Raw genomic sequence first — 21324 nt, forward strand, 5'->3', positions numbered from 1 at the left:
TAGCCGGTCGTAACAGATGATGCACAAGCGCCCGTATAATCGTGGCGCTTTTTGCTGCCTGGCATCTGCATGTCTATGGTGGCTGTGCGTGGGACACCTTCGGGTGTGCCGGGTTCATCTGTCCGGTCGGCTAACCCGCGTACAGCTACCACCCAATTCGTTTAGCCGCGAAAGGGTGGGAGTTTCACTTATCAGATGAGATATAAACATGACCCAGTACCACCCTCTGCAAGGCAATTTCAGCGTCGGCCCGACGCTGTACATAGATACCGAAGCCAAAGTCTCGGATCTCCTCGAAACCGCCACTCACCGAATCAAAGCCGCGCGCAATCTGCTCAACAGCATTACCTGCCTGTGCATCAAGGACGCCGAAGGTCACGACCTGGAGCATTTCGCCAATGCTGCACACGTGTTGATTCAGGATGGCTGTGACGCCCTGGATGCGCTGGGCTGGAAGCTGGAAAAAGCTGTACGCTGAAAATCAGAAAGCCGCGATATTCGCGGCTTTTTTGCGCGTGTCAGAAACCGCGTCGGATGCGGCTCTTGAGTTGGTCGTGGAACAGCTCGGCGTTGCCTCTGTAGGTGCGGTAAAGAGATTCGTTGATCGAGCCTAGCGTCATTGAGCGCTTGGTCGCCACTTCTTCACGATAGGCATCAATGAAAAACTCCAGATCCTTGTCGGTGCTGAGCTTTGGCCATTTATCGAGATATAGCGGCAGTTCCGCCGGTCCGGTCTTGAAGGAGCATATCCGCCGGTTGCTGATGGTCGCTTCACCGATTTCGAACGGCACCCACCACGACAGCGCGGTCTTGTCCGAGACTATCGCCAACAGATGCGTGCACTCGGTGATGTTGCGGGTGATGACCCCGGTGATGTCGTCAGTGGTCTGTGATTCCGGATCCAGCACGTCGAAGTAGGTCTTGATGTTGGCCCGAATCAGACGGGTGCTGATGGCGATGGCGTGGGACCGATCGGTATGGCGGTAGCTGATAAACACTGGCATCAGAAATGTCCCTTGATCGCGAGTTCGCGGTAATAGGCGCCGAGGGCGGTGAGGCGACAGCCCGTGGAGTTGATGGCGGCGTAGTACATGTGTTCGGCGTCCACCGGTTCGATCAGGCTGTGGCGATTGCACTTTTGCAGTTGGGCGAAGACTTCGCCGTGTTCTGGATCGAACGTAGCTTCGGTAGGTTCGTAGCTCGGATCGAGGGCAAACATTGACTCCGCCTCTTCGAACCAGTCGGGCAGTTTGCGCAGAATCTCTTTGGGGATCAGCGGCGAGACTTCTCGCAATGAAATGAATTGCGACACATTGGTCTTGAACACCGGGCGCTGTTCCCACGCGTCTAGAGCGTTGTCGACGAATGAATAGAGGCTGCCGGGGGTAATCTTTCCCAATATGTTTGCGGCGCCGCCGTGCAGTGCTTGCAGCAACAGCCCCGTGAAGACGCCGTGGTTGGCGCCTTCCATAGCCGGCTCTGCCTTTTTGCACGCGGTGAGGATGGTCATGCCTTCGCAGACCATGCTGCTTTCGCTGCGTAGCGCCCGCACTTCGCCCGCCGAGCCCGCCTGGCAGCAGTCGAGAATAATCACTTTGTTTTTGATTTTTACCGCTTTGGTCGCCCAATTCAGGATGTCGCTGATGCGAATTCCATCCTTGGCGGATTTGTAGTCCTGGGGGATCAGCATGCCTTCGTCCGTATCGACGTCGAAGTTGCCGTGACCGGCGAAGTACAACAGTGCAACGCTGCAATCGCCTGAAAACAATTCCTGGATATGCCCTTCGAGCTTTTCGCGGCTCAGATAATCTTCGGCGGAGGTCAGGACCAGGTTCTTGAAATTCGGATCGCCATTGGCGTCGGTTTTCAGCACCGAAGCCATGGCCATCGCGTCATTGTTGCAGCCACTCAATTGCGAAACATGGCTGTAGTTATTAATGCCGATGAACAGTCCCTTGCGCATGGTTCAGCCCGCCCCGTGAGTGCGAATGGCGCTGATGATGCTGTTGGTGTTCCACGCACACTCCGCGTGCGCCGCCCGGCGTACCACCGTGGAAATCCGTTCGGCGCCAAACGGCTTTATCGCAATGATGACCTTGCCCATTCGCCTGGCGATCTCGATTTCCTTGTTGATCCACTTGCTGTAGGTCGAATACATCCCCGCCATGATCAGCACTGCCGAGCAGAGCCGAATCTTGTTTTCGATTGCTTCTTCAAGTTGCTTGTCGGTTTTCGCGCCGATGATCGGGTTGTCCGGCGGCACCGAAAAATTCTTGAACGCGAAGTCGGGCTTCGCATTGAGCAGGCGGACCAGATTGTCGTGGGCGTCTGAGTAGTTCCACGAGTGGCTGATGAACAAATGATAGGTTTGCATGGCTGTCCCTCGGTATCGCCTGAAATGCGATGAGGGCTCGAATGTATGCACTTGAGTGGCCGCAACAAGGCCTTGGCGGTTAAAGAGACGCGTCCTTCAGGCAGGCGCGAAGAAGCCTTACAGAAAGGTCTGACGTTTAATTGAGGGAGTTTTTGTAGGACGCCACGAACGACCTACCGCCCCGTAAGAGTCAGGGGCGGCTGGCACGTCTGTTTAATAGCTGCTTTCAGGCAAGCTGGCGATGATCGAGCGGTAGCTGTTCATCCGTTGCTGCTGCACGCGGCCCTCTTCCAGGGCCTTGAGCAGGGCGCAACCCGGCTCGCGGTCGTGTTTGCAATCGCGGAAGCGACAGGTGCCGATCAGGTCGTTGAACTCGATGAAGCCGGCTTCGACGTCGGCCCGGCTGACGTGACCCAGGCCGAATTCCCGAATACCCGGGGAGTCGATCAACTCACCGCCGCCAGGGAAGTGGAACAACCGCGCGGTGGTGGTGGTGTGGGTGCCTTGGCCGGACAGCTCGGACAGCGGGCCGACACGGGTGTCGACTTCCGGCAGCAGGCTGTTGACCAGCGACGACTTGCCGACACCGGACTGGCCGACGAATACGCTGATGTGCCCGTCCAGCTGCTTCTGCAACTGTTCCATGCCATTGCCGTGGTGGGCCGACACTTCCAGCACCGGGTAACCCAGCGTGCGGTAAACCGCCAGCAAGGCATTCAGCGCCGGGGCGTTCTGCTCGTCGATCAGGTCGAATTTGTTCAGCAGCAGTAACGGCCGAATACCCGCGTGTTCCGCGGCGACCAGATAACGGTCGATCAGGTTGGCGTGAGGCTCGGGCAGCGGCGCGAAGACGATCACGATCAAGTCGACGTTGGCCGCCACCGGCTTGAGCTGGCCACGGCTGTCCGGACGGCAGAGCTCGGTCTTGCGCGGCAGTTGCGCCACGATCACGCCGATGCCCTGGTTGCCGGCACGCCAGACAACCTGATCGCCGGTCACCAGCGCTGGCAGGTTGGCGCGCAAATGGCAGCGGAACACCTGGCCGGCCAATTCGCCATCGAGGGCCTCGACTTCGACCTGCACACCGAAGTGCGCGATCACCAGGCCCGTCTGTTCCGGGCCCAGGTCGCCGCCTTCGAGTGCCTCGACAGCCGAGGACTCGCGTTTGGCGGCGCGGGCAGCGCGCTCGCCCTGAATCTTTTCGATGCGCCAGTTTTGACGACGATTGAGTTGGCGTTTGGCCATGGGTGTTCCGTATCGAGAATGCAGCGATTAGGTAAAACGGCCGCGAGTTTAGCACGCCCGGTGGCCTCCCTAGGCTAAACTGCGCACCTACGCCGAGGAGCCGACTCATGCAAAACCCGCTGAACCTGATCTGGATCGACCTGGAAATGACCGGTCTGAACCCTGATACCGACGTCATCATCGAGATGGCCACCATCGTCACCGACAGTAATTTGAACACCTTGGCCGAAGGTCCGGTGATTGCCATCCATCACAGCGACGAGATCCTCGCGGGCATGGACGAGTGGAATACCCGTCAGCACGGCGGCTCCGGGCTGACCCAACGGGTTCGCGACAGCCGTATCAGCATGGCCGAAGCCGAAGCCGAGACCATCGCTTTCCTGGAAAAATGGGTGCCGAAGGGCAAGTCGCCGATCTGTGGCAACAGCATCTGCCAGGATCGCCGCTTCCTTTATACCCACATGAAATCGCTGGAAAGCTACTTCCACTACCGCAACCTCGACGTGTCGACCCTCAAAGAGCTGGCCGCGCGCTGGGCACCGGACGTACGCGACAGCTTCAAAAAGGGCAGTACCCACCTGGCCCTGGACGACATCCGCGAATCGATCGCCGAGCTGCAGCACTACCGCAAGAATTTCATCAAGTTCTGATTGGGTGGTGTGTCTGTTCTGACGCCTTCGCGGGCAAGCCTCGCTCCTACGGGGCCTGCGTTGTACCTGTAGGAGCGAGGCTTGCCCGCGAAGAAGGCGACGCGGTCTATTTGAATAAGCGCCCCCTTTTGGTGCCGGCCCTAAATGGCTAGACTGCGCGCCTTCCTGCCAGGACCGCCACCATGTTGCTGATGCTCTACCTGATCGCCATTACTGCCGAAGCCATGACTGGCGCCCTGTCTGCGGGCCGTCGCGGTATGGACTGGTTTGGCGTGGTGCTGATCGCGTGCGTCACCGCACTGGGCGGCGGTTCGGTGCGCGACGTGCTGCTCGGGCACTACCCGCTGACCTGGGTCAAACACCCGGAATACCTGGTGTTGACCTCGGTCGCGGCGATGCTGACGATCTTCATCGCCCGCTGGATGCGCCACCTGCGCTCGCTGTTTCTGGTGCTCGATGCCGTGGGCCTGGTGGCGTTCACCCTGATCGGCTGCATGACTGCCCTGGAAATGGGCCACGGCATGCTGGTGGCCTCGGTCAGCGGCGTGATCACTGGCGTGTTTGGCGGCATCTTGCGGGACATCTTCTGCAACGACATTCCGCTGATATTCCGCCGTGAGCTCTACGCCAGCGTCTCGTTCGCCGCGGCGTGGTGCTACCTGCTCTGCATCTACCTGCAATTGCCGGGTGAACAGTCGATCCTGATCACCCTGTTCGGCGGCTTCCTGCTGCGGTTGCTGGCGATCCGCTTCCACTGGGAAATGCCCAAGTTCGTTTATAACGACGAAGCTTGATCCCACCCTTATCCTTAGGTCGTACTCATACCTGTAGGAGCTGCCGCAGGCTGCGATCTTTTGACTTTGATTTTTTTAAGATCAAAAGATCGCAGCCTGCGGCAGCTCCTACGCGAGTCCGTGTTGTTTCAGGGCCCACTCCACATGTTCGCGGACCAGTTCTGACGGATATTCGCGTCGTGCTTTCAACGCTTCCAGCACCGGAATGCTTGACGGCGCATTACCCAGGCCGACCGCCAGATTGCGCAACCAGCGCTCGTAACCCGCGCGTCTGAGCGGTGAGCCTTCGGTGCTGCTGAGGAACTTCTCTTCGTCCCACATGAACAGTTCGGCCAGTTCGGCGTTGTCCAGATTGTGCCTGGGTTTGAAGTCGCTTTCCCCGGACGGTCGGGCGAAGCGGTTCCATGGGCAGACGATCTGGCAGTCATCGCAACCGAACACCCGGTTACCGATCAGTGGCCGCAAATCTTCAGGGATCGCACTTTTCAGTTCGATGGTCAGGTACGAAATGCAGCGCCGGGCGTCCAGTACATACGGGCCGACAAAGGCGTTGGTTGGGCAGATGTCCAGACAGGCGGTGCAGCGACCGCAGTGTTCGGTGGCGTGGGGCGGGTCCACCGGTAGCGGCAGGTCGACGAACAGTTCGCTGAGGAAGAAGTAGCTGCCAGCCTTGCGATTCAAGACCAACGTGTTTTTGCCGATCCAGCCAAGGCCAGCCTGTTCGGCGATGGCTTTTTCCAGTACCGGGGCGCTGTCGACAAAGGCGCGGTAGCCGAACGGGCCGATCACTGCCTGAATTTTTTCCGCCAGTTGTTGCACGCGTTTACGGATCAATTTGTGGTAATCGCGGCCCAAGGCATAACGCGAGACGTAGGCTTTTTCTGGTTCGGCCAGGCGTTTGGTCATTTCGGTGTCGCCCGGCAGGTAGTCCATGCGCAGGGAAACGACTCGCAAGGTGCCGGGCACCAGTTCTTCCGGGTGCGAACGTTTGCTGCCATGGGCGCCCATGTAGTCCATTTCGCCGTGGTAGCCGGCCGCGAGCCAGCGCTCCAGGTGCTGCTCATGCTCGGCCAGGTCGAGGCCGCTGATGCCGACTTGCTGAAAGCCCAGCTCGCGGCCCCAGTCCTTGATGGATTGGGCGAGGGCGGACAGGTCTGTGGTAATAGCGGGCATGAGGCGAGAGAAACCGGAGCTGAGGTGCGTATAATTCTGCCAGACATCGGAGCCTGAAGACGCATGCCGCACACTAAAGATGAATTACCCGACGCGCTGTATAGCGCCGCGCAAGTCCGAGGGCTCGATGCGAGCCTGATTGCGGCCGGTACACCGGGCTTCGAATTGATGCAGCGTGCGGCGCGGGCGACCTGGCGCGCGCTGGTCCGTCATTGGCCCACGGCACACGAATTGAGCGTGGTGGCCGGCCACGGCAATAATGCGGGCGACGGTTACCTGGTGGCCGTGCTGGCCCGACGTGCCGGCTGGCACGTGCGGGTGCTGGCCGCCGGTGATCCCGGGCGTTTGCAGGGCGATGCCGCGTCGGCCCATGCCGAGGCAGTAGCCGAGGGCGTCGCCATTCAAGACTGGAATGCGCACTGCGAATTACGCGGCATCGTGCTGGATGCCTTGCTCGGCACCGGCCTGACCGGTGAAGTACGCGAACCATACGCCAGTGTCATCGCCGCGATCAACGCCAGTGGGCTAGCGGTTGCGGCGGTGGATATCCCTTCGGGGCTGTGCGCCGATACGGGGCGCGAGCTCGGCATTTCGGTTCGAGCGGACCTGACGGTGACGTTCATCGGTTTGAAGCTGGGTCTGTTCACCGGTGACGCTGCGGATATGGTTGGCGATTTGGTATTCAATGATCTGCTAGCCGCCCCTGAGACGTTTATCGGGGCCACGGTCAGTGCTCGTCGCCTGACGGCCGCTAATGTGCCGCGTCTGACCGGTCGCGCTCCAACTGCCCACAAAGGCAAATTTGGTCATGTATTGCTGATCGGTGGTGATCGTGGTTTTGGCGGCGCCATCCTGCTCGGTGCACAAAGTGCTTTGCGCAGCGGCGCCGGCATGGTGTCTGTGGCCACCCGCAACGAACATGTTCCAGCCGCCTTGGCGCGTTTGCCAGAAGCGATGGTGCTCGGCACTTCGTCGGCCAATCAATTGATGGGGCTGCTTGAGAAGGTCACGGTGCTGGTCGTCGGCCCGGGGCTGGGGCAGGCCGCTTGGGGGCGCAGTCTGTTGTCGGCCGCAGCCAATGCGCCGTTGCCGCAAGTCTGGGACGCCGATGCGTTGAACCTGTTGGCCGAAGGTGGCGTGAGTTTGCCCGCACGTTGTGTTATCACGCCGCACCCTGGCGAGGCGGCGCGATTACTGGGGCTATCGACGGCCGATGTTCAGGCCGACCGCCCGGCCGCTGCCCATGCATTGAGCAAAAAATATACGGCTGTCGTGGTGCTCAAAGGCGCCGGCAGCCTGATCGCCAGCCCCGACGGGCGTCTGGCGTTGTGTCATCAGGGCCATCCGGCCATGGCATCTGCCGGTTTGGGCGATGTGCTGGCCGGTCTCGTCGGCGCCTTACTCGCTCAGGGCATGGACGCGTACGACGCGGCATGCCTGGCGGTCTGGCTGCACGCCAATGCCGGCGCGCAACAAGGTGAATTCGGCCGTGGGCTGGCGGCCAGTGATCTGATTCCAGCCATTCGTCAGTTGTTGGAGGAGCAAGCACCGTGTCTGAAGTAACCCTGTACCTGGCTGATGAAGAGGCGATGACCGCGTTTGGTGCGCGCATCGCACAAACCACTGAAGGGCACGGTCTGATTTTTCTCGAGGGAGATCTGGGCGCCGGGAAAACCACGCTGTCCCGGGGCATTATTCGTGGCCTGGGGCATACGGGGGCGGTAAAAAGTCCGACCTTCACCCTGGTTGAGCCTTACGAGATTGGGGAGGTCCGCGCCTTCCATTTCGACCTCTATCGACTGGTCGATCCGGAGGAGCTGGAGTACCTCGGCATCCGCGACTATTTCGAAGACGACGCGTTGTGCCTGATCGAATGGCCCCGGAACGGTGCAGGCTTTTTGCCAAAGCCCGACCTGACCATTACCATTAGCCCGCAAGACAGCGGGCGTTCGCTGAAAATTTTGCCCCAGGGCTCGCGTGGCGAGTCGTGGTGTGCCGCTTTGGCATTGGAATCCAATTAAATGATGGGGTTAGGTATGCGCTTTCGCGCGTTGGTTGCTGCCGTAGGATTGTTGTTTTTGGCGGTGACCGTCGACGCTGTGGCCGAGACGAAGGTCAACAGTGTTCGCCTGTGGCGGGCGCCGGACAACACGCGACTGGTGTTTGACCTGACAGGGCCTGTCCAGCACAGCGTTTTTACCCTGAGCTCCCCGGATCGGCTGGTGATCGACATTAATGGTGCAACTCTGGGGTCGCCGCTGAACGTCAATACCTCGAACACCCCGATCACCGCGATGCGCTCGGCTCAACGAACGCCGACCGACCTGCGAGTGGTCATCGACCTTAAAAAGGCCGTCACGCCGAAAAGTTTTACCTTGGCGCCCAACGCCCAATACGGTAATCGCTTGGTGGTCGATCTGTTCGATAACGCCGCCGACGCCGCACCAATTCCTGTGCCGACTAACGTCGCTACCGTGGCCCCGGTGCCGGTCACTCCGGTAGATCCTCCGGTCAAACTGCCACCCGCCCCGGCCGGCAAGCGCGACATCATTGTGGTGATCGATGCCGGCCACGGCGGCGAAGACCCAGGCGCCTCGGGCTCTCGTGGTCAGCGTGAAAAAGACGTGGTGCTGGCGATCGCCCGTGAACTGCAGCGTCAGGTCAATGGCATGAAAGGCTTCCGTGCCGAACTGACGCGTACAGGTGATTACTTCATTCCGTTGCGTGGCCGTACCGAAATTGCCCGCAAGAAGGGGGCTGACCTGTTCGTTTCGATCCACGCCGATGCCGCGCCTTCGGCCGCCGCCTTCGGTGCGTCGGTGTTCGCCCTGTCCGACCGCGGCGCTACGTCGGAGACCGCCCGTTGGCTGGCCGACAGCGAAAACCGTTCCGACTTGATCGGCGGTGCCGGCAACGTCAGCCTCGATGACAAGGACCGCATGCTGGCCGGCGTGCTGCTCGATTTGTCGATGACCGCTTCCCTGACATCCAGCCTCAACGTGGGCCAGAAAGTCTTGAGCAACATCGGCCGCGTCACGCCGCTGCACAAACAGCGCGTAGAGCAAGCCGGGTTCATGGTGCTGAAGTCGCCGGACATCCCGTCGATCCTGGTGGAAACCGGGTTTATCTCCAACGCCAACGAAGCTTCCAAGCTTGCCGCAGCGAACCACCAGCAAGCTCTGGCGCGTTCTATCAGCAGCGGCGTGCGGCAGTTCTTCCAGCAGAATCCACCGCCGGGCACCTACATTGCCTGGCTGCGCGACTCCGGCAAGATCGCTCAGGGCCCACGTGACCATCGCGTGAATCCTGGCGAAACCCTGGCGATGATCGCTGTGCGTTATCAGGTGTCCCCGGCCACCTTGCGTAACGCAAACAACTTGAAAAGTGACGAGCTGAAGATTGGTCAGACTCTGACCATCCCCGGCACTGAACTGGCGGCCAAAGAATGAACCAGGTGCTGACCAACACTGCGCGCATCGAGCTGCTCAGCCCGCGACTGGCGAACCAGATTGCCGCCGGTGAAGTGGTTGAGCGCCCGGCCTCGGTGATCAAGGAGTTGCTGGAGAACAGCCTCGACTCCGGCGCCAAACGCATCGATGTCGATGTGGAGCAGGGCGGCGTCAAGCTGCTGCGGGTACGCGACGACGGTAGCGGCATTTCTGCCGATGACCTGCCTTTGGCGCTGGCCCGTCACGCCACGAGCAAGATTCGTAACCTGGAAGACCTTGAGCAGGTGATGAGCCTGGGGTTTCGTGGTGAGGCGCTGGCGTCCATCAGCTCCGTCGCTCGTCTGACCCTGACGTCCCGCACTCGCGATGCCGATCAGGCTTGGCAGGTGGAAACCGAAGGCCGGGACATGGCGCCTCGCGTACAACCGGCGGCCCACCCGGTGGGGACTTCGGTGGAAGTGCGCGATTTGTTCTTCAACACCCCGGCGCGCCGCAAGTTTCTCAAGACCGAAAAAACCGAGTTCGATCACCTGCAAGAAGTGATCAAGCGTCTGGCGCTGGCGCGGTTCGATGTGGCATTCCATCTGCGCCACAACGGCAAAACCATCCTCAGCCTGCACGAAGCCCACGATGACGCGGCCCGCGCCCGGCGTGTGGCAGCGATCTGCGGGGCGGGTTTTCTGGAGCAGGCGCTGCCGATCGAAATCGAGCGCAATGGCCTGCATTTGTGGGGCTGGGTCGGGTTGCCGACCTTTAACCGCAGCCAGGCGGACTTGCAATATTTCTTCGTGAACGGCCGCGCGGTGCGCGACAAACTGGTGGCCCACGCGGTGCGCCAGGCTTATCGCGACGTGCTGTTCAACGGTCGGCACCCGACGTTCGTGCTGTTTTTCGAAGTCGATCCGGCGGGCGTTGACGTCAACGTGCACCCGACCAAGCACGAAGTACGCTTCCGTGACGGGCGCATGGTTCACGATTTCCTCTATGGCACTTTGCACCGCGCCCTCGGCGATGTGCGGCCGGAAGATCATCTGGCCGCGCCTGTTGCGACGGCCATTGTCCGGCCCACCGGGCTCGACGCCGGTGAGTTCGGTCCGCAGGGCGAAATGCGTCTGGCGGCCAATGCGCTGCTGGAACAGCCTCAGGCACAACCGTCGTTCAGCACGCCGGCTGGCTCGGGCGCTGGCGCCGGTTATCAGTATCAATACACGCCGCGGCCTCAATCCGGCGTGCCCGTCGCCGAAGCTCAAGCGGCCTACCGTGAGTTCTTCGCGCCGTTGCCCGAAGCCAATGCGGTCGCGCTGCCGGCCGGGCAGGACGACATTCCGCCGCTGGGCTACGCGTTGGCGCAGCTCAAGGGCATCTATATTCTTTCGGAAAACGCCCAGGGCCTGGTGCTGGTGGACATGCACGCCGCCCACGAGCGGATCATGTACGAACGCCTGAAAATCGCCATGGCCAGCGAAGGCCTGAGTGGTCAGCCGCTGTTGGTGCCGGAGTCCCTGGCGGTCAGTCAGCGCGAAGCCGATTGCGCCGAAGAACACGTCGCGTGGTTCCAGCGGTTGGGCTTTGAGTTGCAGCGTCTTGGCCCGGAGTCGCTGGCGATCCGGCAAATCCCCGCGTTGCTGAAACAGGCTGAAGCCAATCGATTGGTGAGCGACGTTCTGGCGGATTTGATGGAGTACGGCACCAGCGACCGGATTCAGGCGCACCTGAACGAACTGCTCGGCACCATGGCCTGCCACGGAGCGATTCGCGCGAATCGGCGTCTGGCCTTGCCGGAAATGAACGGTCTGCTGCGGGACATGGAAAACACCGAACGCAGCGGTCAATGCAACCATGGCCGACCGACCTGGACCCAATTGGGCCTGGACGATCTGGACAAACTGTTTTTGCGCGGTCGTTGATGAGCCAGTTCCCTCCTGCGATTTTCCTGATGGGGCCGACGGCTGCCGGCAAGACCGACCTGGCCATCGAACTCACCAAAGTTTTGCCCTGCGAGCTGATCAGCGTCGATTCGGCGCTGGTCTACCGTGGCATGGACATTGGCACCGCCAAGCCTTCCAAGGAGTTGTTGGCCGAATTTCCGCATCGCTTGATCGATATTCTCGATCCGGCCGAGAGTTATTCCGCTGCGGATTTTCGTCGCGATGCGCTTGAGGCCATGGCCGAGATCACCGCGCGAGGCAAAATTCCGCTGCTGGTAGGCGGCACAATGCTCTACTACAAGGCTTTGCTCGAAGGTCTGGCCGACATGCCGGCGGCCGATCCGCAGGTGCGCGCGCAAATCGAAGAAGAGGCTGCACGCCTTGGCTGGCAAGCCCTGCACGATCAATTGGCGGTCATCGATCCGCAATCTGCAGCGCGAATTCATCCGAACGATCCGCAGCGCCTCAGTCGAGCGCTGGAAGTTTATCGCGTCAGTGGTCAGAGCATGACTGAGCTGCGCTTGCGACAATCTGCGCAAAGTACTGAAGCAGCCGCTTCGGGACTGCAACAATTGCCCTATACTGTCGCGAACTTGGCCATCGCTCCGGCAAATCGCCAGGTACTGCACGAGCGCATTAAACAAAGATTCACAAATATGTTGGAACAGGGATTCATCGACGAGGTCGTAGCCCTGCGAGATAGAGGTGACCTGCATTCGGGGATGCCGTCTATACGTGCTGTAGGCTATCGACAAGTCTGGGATTACCTGGATGGCAAGCTGACGCAAGCCGAGATGCAGGAGCGTGGAATCATTGCCACGCGCCAATTGGCAAAGCGCCAGTTCACCTGGCTGCGCAGTTGGGCTGATTTACACTGGTTGGACAGCCTCGATTGCGACAATCTGCCGCGCGCCTTGAAATACCTCGGGACCATCTCCATATTGAGCTGAGTCCTTGCAATTGCCGTCTATCCTTGGGGGTGTGACGGCCCCAAGCCATCTGTTTACCTATTTTTTATATTGAATCCTTAAAGGAGTGCGGCACATGTCAAAAGGGCATTCGCTACAAGACCCTTACTTGAATACTTTACGTAAAGAGAAAGTGGGGGTTTCCATCTACCTGGTCAACGGGATCAAACTGCAAGGCACGATCGAGTCTTTCGACCAGTTCGTTATCCTGCTGAAAAACACCGTTAGCCAAATGGTTTACAAACACGCTATCTCTACAGTGGTGCCGGTTCGTCCAATTCGTCTGCCTAGCGCAACCGAATCCGAAGCAGGTGACGCTGAGCCAGGTAACGCCTGATAGGAGTCTCCTTTGTTCTTTGAGCGCCACGGTGGTGGTGAACGGGCAATTCTCGTTCACTTGGATGGTCAGGACCCTGAGGCGCGCGAAGATCCGCAGGAGTTTCAGGAGTTGGCAATTTCGGCAGGCGCCGAGACCGTCGCGTTTTTTAACGTGCCGCGTCATCGGCCAACCGCCAAAACCCTGATCAGCAGCGGCAAGGTCGAAGAGTTACGCGACCTGGTCAGCGCCGAACAGGTCGATCTGGTGATTTTCAATCACATCCTCACGCCCAGTCAGGAACGTAACCTCGAACGTATTTTCGAGTGTCGCGTGATCGACCGCACGGGTTTGATTCTCGATATCTTCGCCCAACGCGCCCGCACCCATGAAGGCAAGCTCCAGGTCGAACTGGCCCAGCTTGAACACATGAGTACGCGGCTGGTTCGTGGCTGGACTCACCTTGAGCGGCAGAAGGGCGGTATCGGTCTGCGCGGCCCGGGTGAAACCCAGCTGGAAACCGACCGGCGCCTGTTGCGGGTTCGCCTGCGGCAGATCAAGGGGCGCCTGGAAAAGGTCCGCAGCCAGCGCGAGCAATCTCGTCGCGGGCGCAAACGTGCTGACATCCCGACGGTTTCTCTGGTGGGTTATACCAACGCCGGCAAATCGACGCTGTTCAACTCGGTCACCGATTCCGACGTCTTCGCCGCCGACCAGCTATTCGCTACCCTCGACCCGACCTTGCGCCGACTCGAACTCGACGACCTCGGGCCGATCGTGCTGGCCGACACCGTGGGCTTCATTCGCCACCTGCCGCACAAACTGGTCGAGGCATTTCGGGCTACGCTCGAAGAGTCGAGCAACTCCGACCTGTTGCTGCACGTGATCGATGCGCATGAGCCTGAGCGTATGGCCCAGATTGAACAGGTCATGGTGGTGCTCGGGGAGATCGGGGCGCAAGACTTGCCGATCCTTGAGGTATACAACAAACTCGATTTGCTCGAGGGTGTTGAGCCGCAGATCCAGCGCGATGCCGATGGCAAGCCGCAGCGGGTCTGGTTGTCGGCCAAGGACGGTACCGGTCTGGACCTGCTCAAGCAGGCAGTGGCCGAACTGTTAGGCAGTGATTTGTTTGTTGGCACCTTGCGCTTGCCGCAACGTTTTGCTCGACTGCGTGCGCAGTTTTTCGAACTCGGTGCGGTGCAAAAAGAAGAACACGACGAAGAAGGCATCAGCTTGCTGGCCGTTCGCTTGCCACGGATCGAATTGAATCGACTCGTGAGCCGCGAGGGTCTGCAACCGATGGAGTTCATCGAGCAACACACTTTGCAATAAAAGCCTGAGAAAGCGGTTGTGCCGTGGTGACAGGCATTCTGTAGCATTGGTCGGCGCGCCGTGGGTGCGTCTTTGCTTTATCAGATGGAGAGCGCTATGGCTTGGAATGAGCCGGGTGGCAACTCGAATAATCAGGATCCTTGGGGTGGCAAGCGCCGCAATAACGGCGACCGCAAGGGACCACCGGATCTCGACGAGGCCTTCCGAAAGCTGCAGGAAAGCCTGAACGGGTTGTTCGGTGGTGGTAAAAAACGCGGTGACGAGGGCGGTGGTTCGGGCAAGAGTGGCGGCTTCGGCGGCCTGCTCGGCATCGGCCTGGCCGTGCTGGCGGCTGTGTGGCTGTACAGCGCTGTCTACGTGGTCGACGAGCAGGAGCAAGCCGTAGTGCTGCGCTTCGGCAAATACTATGAAACCGTCGGCCCGGGCCTGAACATCTATTTCCCGCCGATCGATCGCAAGTACATGGAAAACGTCACGCGTGAGCGTGCCTATACCAAGCAGGGTCAAATGCTGACTGAAGACGAAAACATCGTCGAAGTGCCGCTGACCGTGCAGTACAAGATCAGCAACCTGCAGGACTTCGTGCTGAACGTCGATCAGCCGGAAATCAGCCTGCAGCATGCGACCGACAGTGCCTTGCGTCACGTGGTGGGTTCTACCGCCATGGATCAGGTGCTGACCGAAGGTCGTGAATTGATGGCCAGCGAAATCAAGGAGCGTCTGCAACGCTTCCTCGATACCTATCGCACCGGTATCACTGTCACCCAGGTCAACGTACAGAGCGCAGCTGCACCGCGTGAAGTTCAGGAAGCCTTCGATGACGTGATCCGTGCCCGTGAAGACGAGCAGCGTTCGCGCAACCAGGCTGAAACCTACGCCAACGGCGTCGTGCCGGAAGCCCGTGGTCAGGCCCAGCGCATCCTCGAGGATGCCAATGGCTACCGCGACGAGACCGTCTCCCGTGCCAAGGGTGAGGCTGATCGCTTCACCAAGTTGGTGGCCGAGTATCGCAAGGCCCCTGAAGTCACCCGCCAGCGTCTGTACCTGGACACCATGCAGGAAATCTTCAGCAACACCAGCAAGGTTCTCGTGACCGGCAACAAGAATGGCCAGAACAATCTGCTGTACTTGCCGCTGGACAAGATGATCGACAGTGGTCGCAGCCCCGGCACTCCAGTAACCGGCGCGGCAGCCAGCAGCAATGAAGTGAATGCGCGTGCGGCAGCTGATCTGCAGCAACAGCAAGCACGTACCAGGGAGAGTCGCTGATGAGCAATAAATCGCTGATCGCCCTTATTATCGGCGTCGTCGTGGCGATCGTTGCCTGGAACTGCTTCTACATCGTGGCTCAGACCGAGCGCGCGGTGATGCTGCAGTTCGGTCGCGTGGTCCAGGCCGATGTTCAGCCGGGCCTGCACGTGAAAGTGCCTTACGTGAACAAGGTGCGCAAATTCGACGCGCGCCTGATGACACTGGATGCACCGACACAGCGCTTCCTGACGCTGGAAAAGAAAGCCGTCATGGTCGATGCCTACGCCAAGTGGCGCGTGAAAGATGCCGAGCGCTTCTACACTGCAACTTCCGGCCTCAAGCAGATTGCCGACGAGCGTCTTTCCCGTCGTCTGGAATCGGGCCTGCGTGACCAGTTCGGTAAGCGCACCCTGCACGAAGTGGTGTCCGGTGAGCGTGATGCGCTGATGGCAGACATCACCTCTTCGCTGAACAAGATGGCGGAAAAAGAGCTGGGCATCGAAGTTGTCGATGTCCGGGTCAAAACCATCGACCTGCCGAAGGAAGTGAACCGCAGCGTGTTCGAACGTATGAGCACCGAGCGTGAGCGTGAAGCTCGCGAGCACCGCGCCAAGGGTAACGAGCTGGCCGAAGGCATTCGTGCCGACGCCGACCGTCAACGCCGCGTGCTGCTGGCTGAAGCCTATCGTGAATCTGAAGAGGTTCGCGGTGACGGTGACGCCCAGGCTGCTGCGATCTACTCCAAGGCATACGGTCAGGATCAGGAGTTCTACGCGTTCTACCGTAGCCTGCGTGCCTACCGTGAAAGCTTCGCGAACAAATCCGACGTCATGGTCCTGGACCCGGGCAGCGACTTCTTCCGTTACCTGGAAAAAGCCAAGCCTTGATACGGCGTTGACCTGAATCATCCCCCGCCTGGCGGCTAAAGCCTCGGGCGGGGTGATCCTTTGGGAAAACGTGTGTATGATGCGGCAGCCGGGAAATTCCCGGCTTTTTTGCGTCTGCACGTTTGATTGCTGTTTTTATGCAGGCGCCCGAGTTGAATGACTCGACAGGTTTTTCGAGGAAAGTGGTTGGCGAAGCCGGTTTCAGGCTTTTCGCCCCGTTGTTCATGCGCGTGGTTTGCACATGAGCCAATCATTTTCTGCTTCACTCAAGGCTCGCCCAAAGGCTTGTCGCCCGGATCATAGGGGAATGGCGTAATGGCAACGGTAGACCGCTGGCTGCTGCCAGATGGCATCGAAGAAGTACTGCCACCAGAAGCTGCGCGCATCGAAGTAGCGCGTCGCCAGGTGTTGGATCTGTTCCAGAGCTGGGGTTACGAGTTTGTCGTGACTCCCCATATCGAGTACCTGGAATCCCTGCTGACCGGCGCGGGTTCGGACCTCGATCTGCGTACCTTCAAGGTCATCGACCCGCAGTCGGGCCGGCAGATGGGTTTCCGTGCCGACATCACGCCGCAAGTGGCGCGCATCGATGCGCATACCCTGCGTCGCGAAGGGCCGAGCCGTCTGTGTTATGCCGGTAGCGTGCTGCATGCCCAGCCGCGTGCCTTGTCGTCCTCGCGCAGCCCGATTCAACTGGGCGCCGAGTTGTACGGCGATGCCAGCCCGAGCAGTGACGTGGAAGTCATCAGCCTGATGCTGGCCATGCTGCAGCTGGCCGATGTGCCGGATGTGCACATGGACCTCGGCCATGTCGGCATCTACCGCGGCCTGGCCCGCGCCGCCGGTTTGTCTGGCGAAGTCGAGCAACAGTTGTTCGATGCGTTGCAACGTAAAGCCATCGACGAGGTCATTACCTTGACCGAAGGCCTGCCTGCCGATCTGTCGGGCATGCTGCGAGCGCTGGTCGACCTGTGTGGCGGTCGTGAAGTGTTGAGCGCAGCGCGTGAGCGTCTGGCCAATGCGCCGGCTCCCGTGCTGGCGGCCCTGGACGATCTGCTGGCAATTGCCGAGCGTCTGTCCACGCGTTTCCCGGAATTACCGCTGTATTTCGACCTGGGCGAGTTGCGCGGCTACCACTACCACACCGGTGTAGTGTTCGCCGTGTTCGTCCCGGGTGTTGGCCAGTCCATTGCTCAGGGTGGTCGTTACGACGACATCGGCGCCGACTTCGGTCGTGCCCGTCCGGCGACTGGTTTCTCTACCGATTTGAAAACCCTGGTGACCCTGGGGCGTGCTGAAATCGAGCTACCGTCTGGCGGTATCTGGATGCCTGACAGTACGGATGCAGCACTCTGGCAGCAGGTTTGCCAGTTGCGCAGTGAGGGTCAGCGTGTCGTTCAGGCATTGCCTGGGCAGCTTTTGGCCGCCGCCCGTGAAGCGGACTGCGACCGGCAATTGATTCAGCAGAACGGGCTTTGGCAAGTATTGCCGCTGGCTTCTTGAGTTTTCCTGCCGGCCGCCGCCGGCACCAAGTTTGCGCGAATGAGGACAAGTGTTATGGGTAAGAATGTCGTAGTCCTGGGCACCCAATGGGGTGATGAGGGCAAAGGCAAGATCGTTGATCTGCTGACCGAACATGCTGCCGCCGTAGTGCGCTACCAAGGTGGCCACAACGCTGGCCACACCCTGGTGATCGACGGCGAAAAAACCGTCTTGCACCTGATCCCGTCGGGCGTGCTGCGCGAAGGCGTGCAGTGCCTGATCGGTAACGGCGTGGTGGTTGCACCCGACGCCCTGCTGCGGGAAATCATCAAGCTGGAAGAGAAAGGCGTACCGGTGCGCGAGCGCCTGCGTATCAGCCCGTCCTGCCCGCTGATCCTGTCCTACCACGTAGCGCTGGACCAGGCCCGTGAAAAGGCCCGTGGCGAGCTGAAGATCGGTACTACCGGTCGCGGCATCGGCCCGGCTTACGAAGACAAGGTTGCCCGTCGCGGTCTGCGCATCGGTGACCTGTTCCACCGCGAGCGTTTCGCCGCCAAGCTGGGCGAGTTGCTGGATTACCACAACTTCGTACTGGTCAATTACTACAAAGAGCCAGCAATCGACTTCCAGAAGACACTCGACGAGTGCATGGAATACGCCGAGCTGCTCAAGCCGATGATGCTCGACGTCACCGCTGAACTGCACGAGCTGCGTCGCGCTGGCAAAGACATCATGTTCGAAGGCGCCCAAGGCTCCCTGCTGGACATCGACCACGGTACCTACCCGTACGTCACCAGCTCCAACACCACCGCAGGCGGCATCGCCACCGGTTCGGGTTTTGGCCCGATGTACCTGGATTACATCCTCGGCATCACCAAGGCTTACACCACTCGCGTGGGTTCGGGTCCGTTCCCGACTGAGCTGTTCGACGACGTCGGTGCTTTCCTGGCCAAGCGTGGCCATGAGTTCGGCGCTACTACCGGCCGTGCCCGTCGTTGCGGCTGGTTCGACGCCGTCATCCTGCGTCGCGCCATCGACGTCAACAGCATTTCGGGCCTGTGCCTGACCAAGCTGGACGTACTGGACGGTCTGGAAACCATCAACATCTGCGTGGGCTACAAGAATCAGGACGGTGCAGTGATCGACGCACCGACTGACGCCGACAGCTACATCGGCCTGGAGCCGGTGTACGAGCAAATGCCAGGTTGGACCGAATCCACCGTCGGTGCCAAGACCCTGGAAGAGCTGCCTCAGGCTGCACGCAACTACATCAAACGCGTCGAAGAGTTGGTCGGTGCGCCGATCGACATTATTTCGACGGGCCCGGACCGCAACGAAACCATCGTTCTGCGTCACCCGTTCGCTTAATAAGTCGTTGATGTAAAACACGAAGGCCCCTTAATTGGGGCCTTTGTCGTTTATGCCCGTCGAACGGCATGACCTTTGCTGCGAACATCTAAAAAGCATCGTTTCTGACGTGCTATCAATTTGATGGCGTCAAAGCAGAGGGATTTTCAGTGTCGGCCGTTCTCTCACTGTTACAAAGCCGTCTCTTGCGGCCCGTGTTCGTTACCCTTGGTATCGCCCTTTTGGTGCAGGTGCTGGTGGCTGTCGCTCTGACCCGGAGCACAGTGACTGCGCTGGAAGCTGATTTGGGTGTGCGACTGGACGCCGACAGCCAAAAGCTCTCTGGTGAACTTGAGCAGGCAGGGCGTGAAGTCACGTCGAGCCTGGATAGCCTGTCCACCAGTACCCGTCAGCGCCTGACAGCCGGGCTGTCTTCGCGTCTGAAGGATGAGCAGGCACAACTGCGTACGACGCTGGAAAAGGACCTGAAGGATTCGGCCAACGACATGGCGCAGCTTCTGGCTTCGGTCGCACCCCGCGCCATGTGGGATAGCGACATCCCCACCCTGTCCGAATTCGCTCGCCGTGCCCAGCGCAATCCCAATGTGTTGTTCGTGGTCTACGACGACGCCACGGGTCAGCACCTGACGCGCTACCTCAACCGGGAGAACCCGATCAACAAGGCGCTTCTGGAAAAAGGCCAGGGCGAGCGGGCGCTGGACAAGGTACTGGATGCGGCGAAGAACGATCCGTCGGTCTACTACCTTGAAGCCTCGATCAACCCCAATGGGGTGGAGATCGGCAAGGTTTTGATGGGTGTCTCGACCGCCTCCGTAGAAACCGATCTGGCGGCGCTGGACAAGCGCTTCTCGGCGCTGATCGCCAGCAGCGATCAACTGGTGGGCGACAGCCTCAAAGGTGCGGCAGCTGACAGCGCAGCGGCGATGCGCGGGCGTCTGCAATCGGCGCAGTCCACCGCCACTGAAATGAAAGCCAATACCACCACTGCTGTGCAGGACGCTGCGGGGACTTTGCGCTGGCGCATTGGCATGGGCCTCTCGGTGGTGGGTTTCGGTGTTTTGCTGTTGCTGGCAGTGGTACTGGGCCGTCGAGTGGTCAACCGCTTGAAAATGCTGATCACCGCCATGGATGACCTGGCGGCAGGTGAGGGTGATCTGACCAAGCGTGTGCAGATCAACAGCCAGGACGAGATTGGCGACATGGCCTCGGCGGTCAATCGCTTTGTGGATAAGTTGCAGCCGATTGTGCGGGAGGCGGGCGATGTGGCCCAACGTACCGGCGTGGAAATCGGCGCCATGACCCTGCGCAATGCCGGCGCCGATGCGGCGGCGGGCATGCAGCGCGATGAAGTGGCCGAAAGCTTGCGCGCGTTGTCGCAAATGGCTGATGAGGCCCAGTCTGAAAGCCACGCCATGCAGGCCGCTTTGCGGCAGGTGGTGGATATTCGTCAGGCTACGGATGAGAACACCCGGACTTCGGCGAAAGTCGGCAGTCTCATTGAAGCGTTGGCCGGACAAGTCGATACGGGGGCGAAAGTCATTGAGCGCCTGGCGCAGCAGAGTGAGCAGATTGAAGTGGTGTTGACGGTGATTCACGGGATCGCTGAACAAACCAACTTGCTGGCGTTGAACGCGGCTATTGAAGCGGCGCGTGCCGGCGAGACCGGTCGCGGGTTTGCCGTGGTGGCGGATGAGGTGCGGGCACTGGCGAGCAAGACTCAGAGCTCAACCGGCGACATTCAGGCGCACATCGTTGCGTTGCAGCAGGGGGCGCGGGAGGCTGTTGCAGCGATTGGCCAGGCCGGACGTCAGGCCAGCGAAGGGTTGCTGGTGTTGCGCGACAGTGCGCGGTTGCAGCAGTCGGTGCAGGCGTCGGTCGAGCAGGTGCATGCCGCGATCGGTCTGGCGACCCAGGCCGCGGCGCATCAGGCGCAAGGTGCGCAGGCTGTGCGTGGACGGGTTGAGACCATTCATGCTCAGGCTGAGAAGGCTGCTCAGGCGGTGGTGGAAACCACTGCCAGCGGCAAGGTGCTGGATGGATTGGCGGCGCAATTGAAGGCGAGCCTGGGGCAGTTCAGGGCTTAAGTTTTTCGTCCGCAAGTCTG

At 60.2% G+C, this 21324-nt stretch carries 20 protein-coding genes; 15 read left to right on the plus strand and 5 right to left on the minus strand.

Going from position 1 to position 21324, the window contains the following annotated elements:
- The first annotated feature begins 208 nt into the window (after positions 1 to 208).
- The gene (locus AB7M22_RS29650) at positions 209 to 478 is read left to right on the plus strand and encodes a hypothetical protein (RefSeq protein ID WP_454188629.1); all 270 of its coding nucleotides are present in this window, start codon (positions 209 to 211) and stop codon (positions 476 to 478) included.
- 40 nt (positions 479 to 518) lie between these two features.
- Here AB7M22_RS29650 and AB7M22_RS29655 read toward each other — a convergent pair whose 3' ends face one another.
- The 4 genes from AB7M22_RS29655 to rsgA all read right to left on the minus strand — a co-directional run bounded on the left by AB7M22_RS29655 (position 519) and on the right by rsgA (position 3619).
- Positions 519 to 1004, minus strand: coding sequence for a toll/interleukin-1 receptor domain-containing protein (locus AB7M22_RS29655; RefSeq protein WP_007902631.1), 486 nt, complete (start codon positions 1002 to 1004; stop codon positions 519 to 521).
- Entirely contained in the window at positions 1004 to 1963 is a 960-nt protein-coding gene (locus tag AB7M22_RS29660; RefSeq protein ID WP_454188630.1) for a caspase family protein, read from the minus strand. The genes AB7M22_RS29655 and AB7M22_RS29660 overlap by 1 nt, the downstream gene beginning before the upstream one ends.
- Positions 1964 to 1966: 3 nt before the next feature.
- Positions 1967 to 2374, minus strand: a complete 408-nt coding sequence (locus AB7M22_RS29665) for a TIR domain-containing protein (protein WP_454188631.1) — start codon at positions 2372 to 2374, stop codon at positions 1967 to 1969.
- A gap of 213 nt (positions 2375 to 2587) precedes the next feature.
- Positions 2588 to 3619: a small ribosomal subunit biogenesis GTPase RsgA gene (rsgA, locus tag AB7M22_RS29670; protein WP_007902636.1), complete on the minus strand. Its 1032-nt coding sequence runs from the start codon at positions 3617 to 3619 to the stop codon at positions 2588 to 2590.
- Positions 3620 to 3726: 107 nt separating this feature from the next.
- Between rsgA and orn the strand changes: the two genes are divergently transcribed.
- Both orn and AB7M22_RS29680 read left to right on the plus strand, forming a co-directional pair.
- Positions 3727 to 4269 (plus strand): oligoribonuclease, encoded by a 543-nt coding sequence (gene orn / locus AB7M22_RS29675; protein WP_008068863.1) that lies wholly within the window; start codon positions 3727 to 3729, stop codon positions 4267 to 4269.
- A gap of 182 nt (positions 4270 to 4451) precedes the next feature.
- Positions 4452 to 5063, plus strand: coding sequence for a trimeric intracellular cation channel family protein (locus AB7M22_RS29680; protein WP_007902638.1), 612 nt, complete (start codon positions 4452 to 4454; stop codon positions 5061 to 5063).
- Between the two features lie 108 nt (positions 5064 to 5171).
- Here the strand turns inward: AB7M22_RS29680 and queG are convergent, their stop codons facing one another.
- Entirely contained in the window at positions 5172 to 6236 is a 1065-nt protein-coding gene (queG, locus tag AB7M22_RS29685) for a tRNA epoxyqueuosine(34) reductase QueG (protein WP_454188632.1), read from the minus strand.
- Positions 6237 to 6299: 63 nt separating this feature from the next.
- Here queG and AB7M22_RS29690 point away from each other — a divergent pair, with 63 nt between their 5' ends.
- From AB7M22_RS29690 to AB7M22_RS29745, 12 genes are all read left to right on the plus strand, one after another.
- Positions 6300 to 7799 (plus strand): NAD(P)H-hydrate dehydratase, encoded by a 1500-nt coding sequence (locus AB7M22_RS29690; RefSeq protein ID WP_454188633.1) that lies wholly within the window; start codon positions 6300 to 6302, stop codon positions 7797 to 7799.
- Positions 7787 to 8257, plus strand: coding sequence for a tRNA (adenosine(37)-N6)-threonylcarbamoyltransferase complex ATPase subunit type 1 TsaE (tsaE, locus tag AB7M22_RS29695; protein ID WP_008009834.1), 471 nt, complete (start codon positions 7787 to 7789; stop codon positions 8255 to 8257). The genes AB7M22_RS29690 and tsaE overlap by 13 nt, the downstream gene beginning before the upstream one ends.
- Positions 8258 to 9685, plus strand: a complete 1428-nt coding sequence (locus AB7M22_RS29700; RefSeq protein WP_454188634.1) for an N-acetylmuramoyl-L-alanine amidase — start codon at positions 8258 to 8260, stop codon at positions 9683 to 9685.
- On the plus strand, positions 9682 to 11592 hold the full coding sequence (mutL, locus tag AB7M22_RS29705) for a DNA mismatch repair endonuclease MutL (protein WP_454188635.1): 1911 nt from the start codon (positions 9682 to 9684) through the stop codon (positions 11590 to 11592). The genes AB7M22_RS29700 and mutL overlap by 4 nt, the downstream gene beginning before the upstream one ends.
- A complete protein-coding gene (miaA, locus tag AB7M22_RS29710) occupies positions 11592 to 12563 on the plus strand; it encodes a tRNA (adenosine(37)-N6)-dimethylallyltransferase MiaA (protein ID WP_063341743.1) in 972 nt (323 codons plus the stop codon). Before mutL ends, miaA begins: the two co-directional genes overlap by 1 nt.
- Before the next feature lie 94 nt (positions 12564 to 12657).
- Positions 12658 to 12918 carry an RNA chaperone Hfq gene (hfq, locus tag AB7M22_RS29715; RefSeq protein ID WP_007902656.1) on the plus strand — a complete coding sequence of 87 codons (261 nt, stop codon included), beginning with the start codon at positions 12658 to 12660 and terminating at the stop codon, positions 12916 to 12918.
- A 12-nt stretch (positions 12919 to 12930) separates the two neighbouring features.
- Positions 12931 to 14232: a ribosome rescue GTPase HflX gene (gene hflX, locus AB7M22_RS29720; RefSeq protein ID WP_008009827.1), complete on the plus strand. Its 1302-nt coding sequence runs from the start codon at positions 12931 to 12933 to the stop codon at positions 14230 to 14232.
- A 96-nt stretch (positions 14233 to 14328) separates the two neighbouring features.
- Entirely contained in the window at positions 14329 to 15501 is a 1173-nt protein-coding gene (gene hflK / locus AB7M22_RS29725) for an FtsH protease activity modulator HflK (RefSeq protein ID WP_454188636.1), read from the plus strand.
- Positions 15501 to 16370, plus strand: a complete 870-nt coding sequence (hflC, locus tag AB7M22_RS29730; RefSeq protein ID WP_008009823.1) for a protease modulator HflC — start codon at positions 15501 to 15503, stop codon at positions 16368 to 16370. Before hflK ends, hflC begins: the two co-directional genes overlap by 1 nt.
- Positions 16371 to 16685: 315 nt before the next feature.
- On the plus strand, positions 16686 to 17873 hold the full coding sequence (locus AB7M22_RS29735) for an ATP phosphoribosyltransferase regulatory subunit (RefSeq protein ID WP_007902665.1): 1188 nt from the start codon (positions 16686 to 16688) through the stop codon (positions 17871 to 17873).
- A gap of 54 nt (positions 17874 to 17927) precedes the next feature.
- Entirely contained in the window at positions 17928 to 19220 is a 1293-nt protein-coding gene (locus AB7M22_RS29740) for an adenylosuccinate synthase (protein WP_201189510.1), read from the plus strand.
- 149 nt (positions 19221 to 19369) lie between these two features.
- Positions 19370 to 21304: a methyl-accepting chemotaxis protein gene (locus tag AB7M22_RS29745; RefSeq protein WP_454188637.1), complete on the plus strand. Its 1935-nt coding sequence runs from the start codon at positions 19370 to 19372 to the stop codon at positions 21302 to 21304.
- Positions 21305 to 21324 lie beyond the last annotated feature (20 nt).

This window comes from Pseudomonas sp. ADAK2 TE3594, assembly GCF_053628675.1.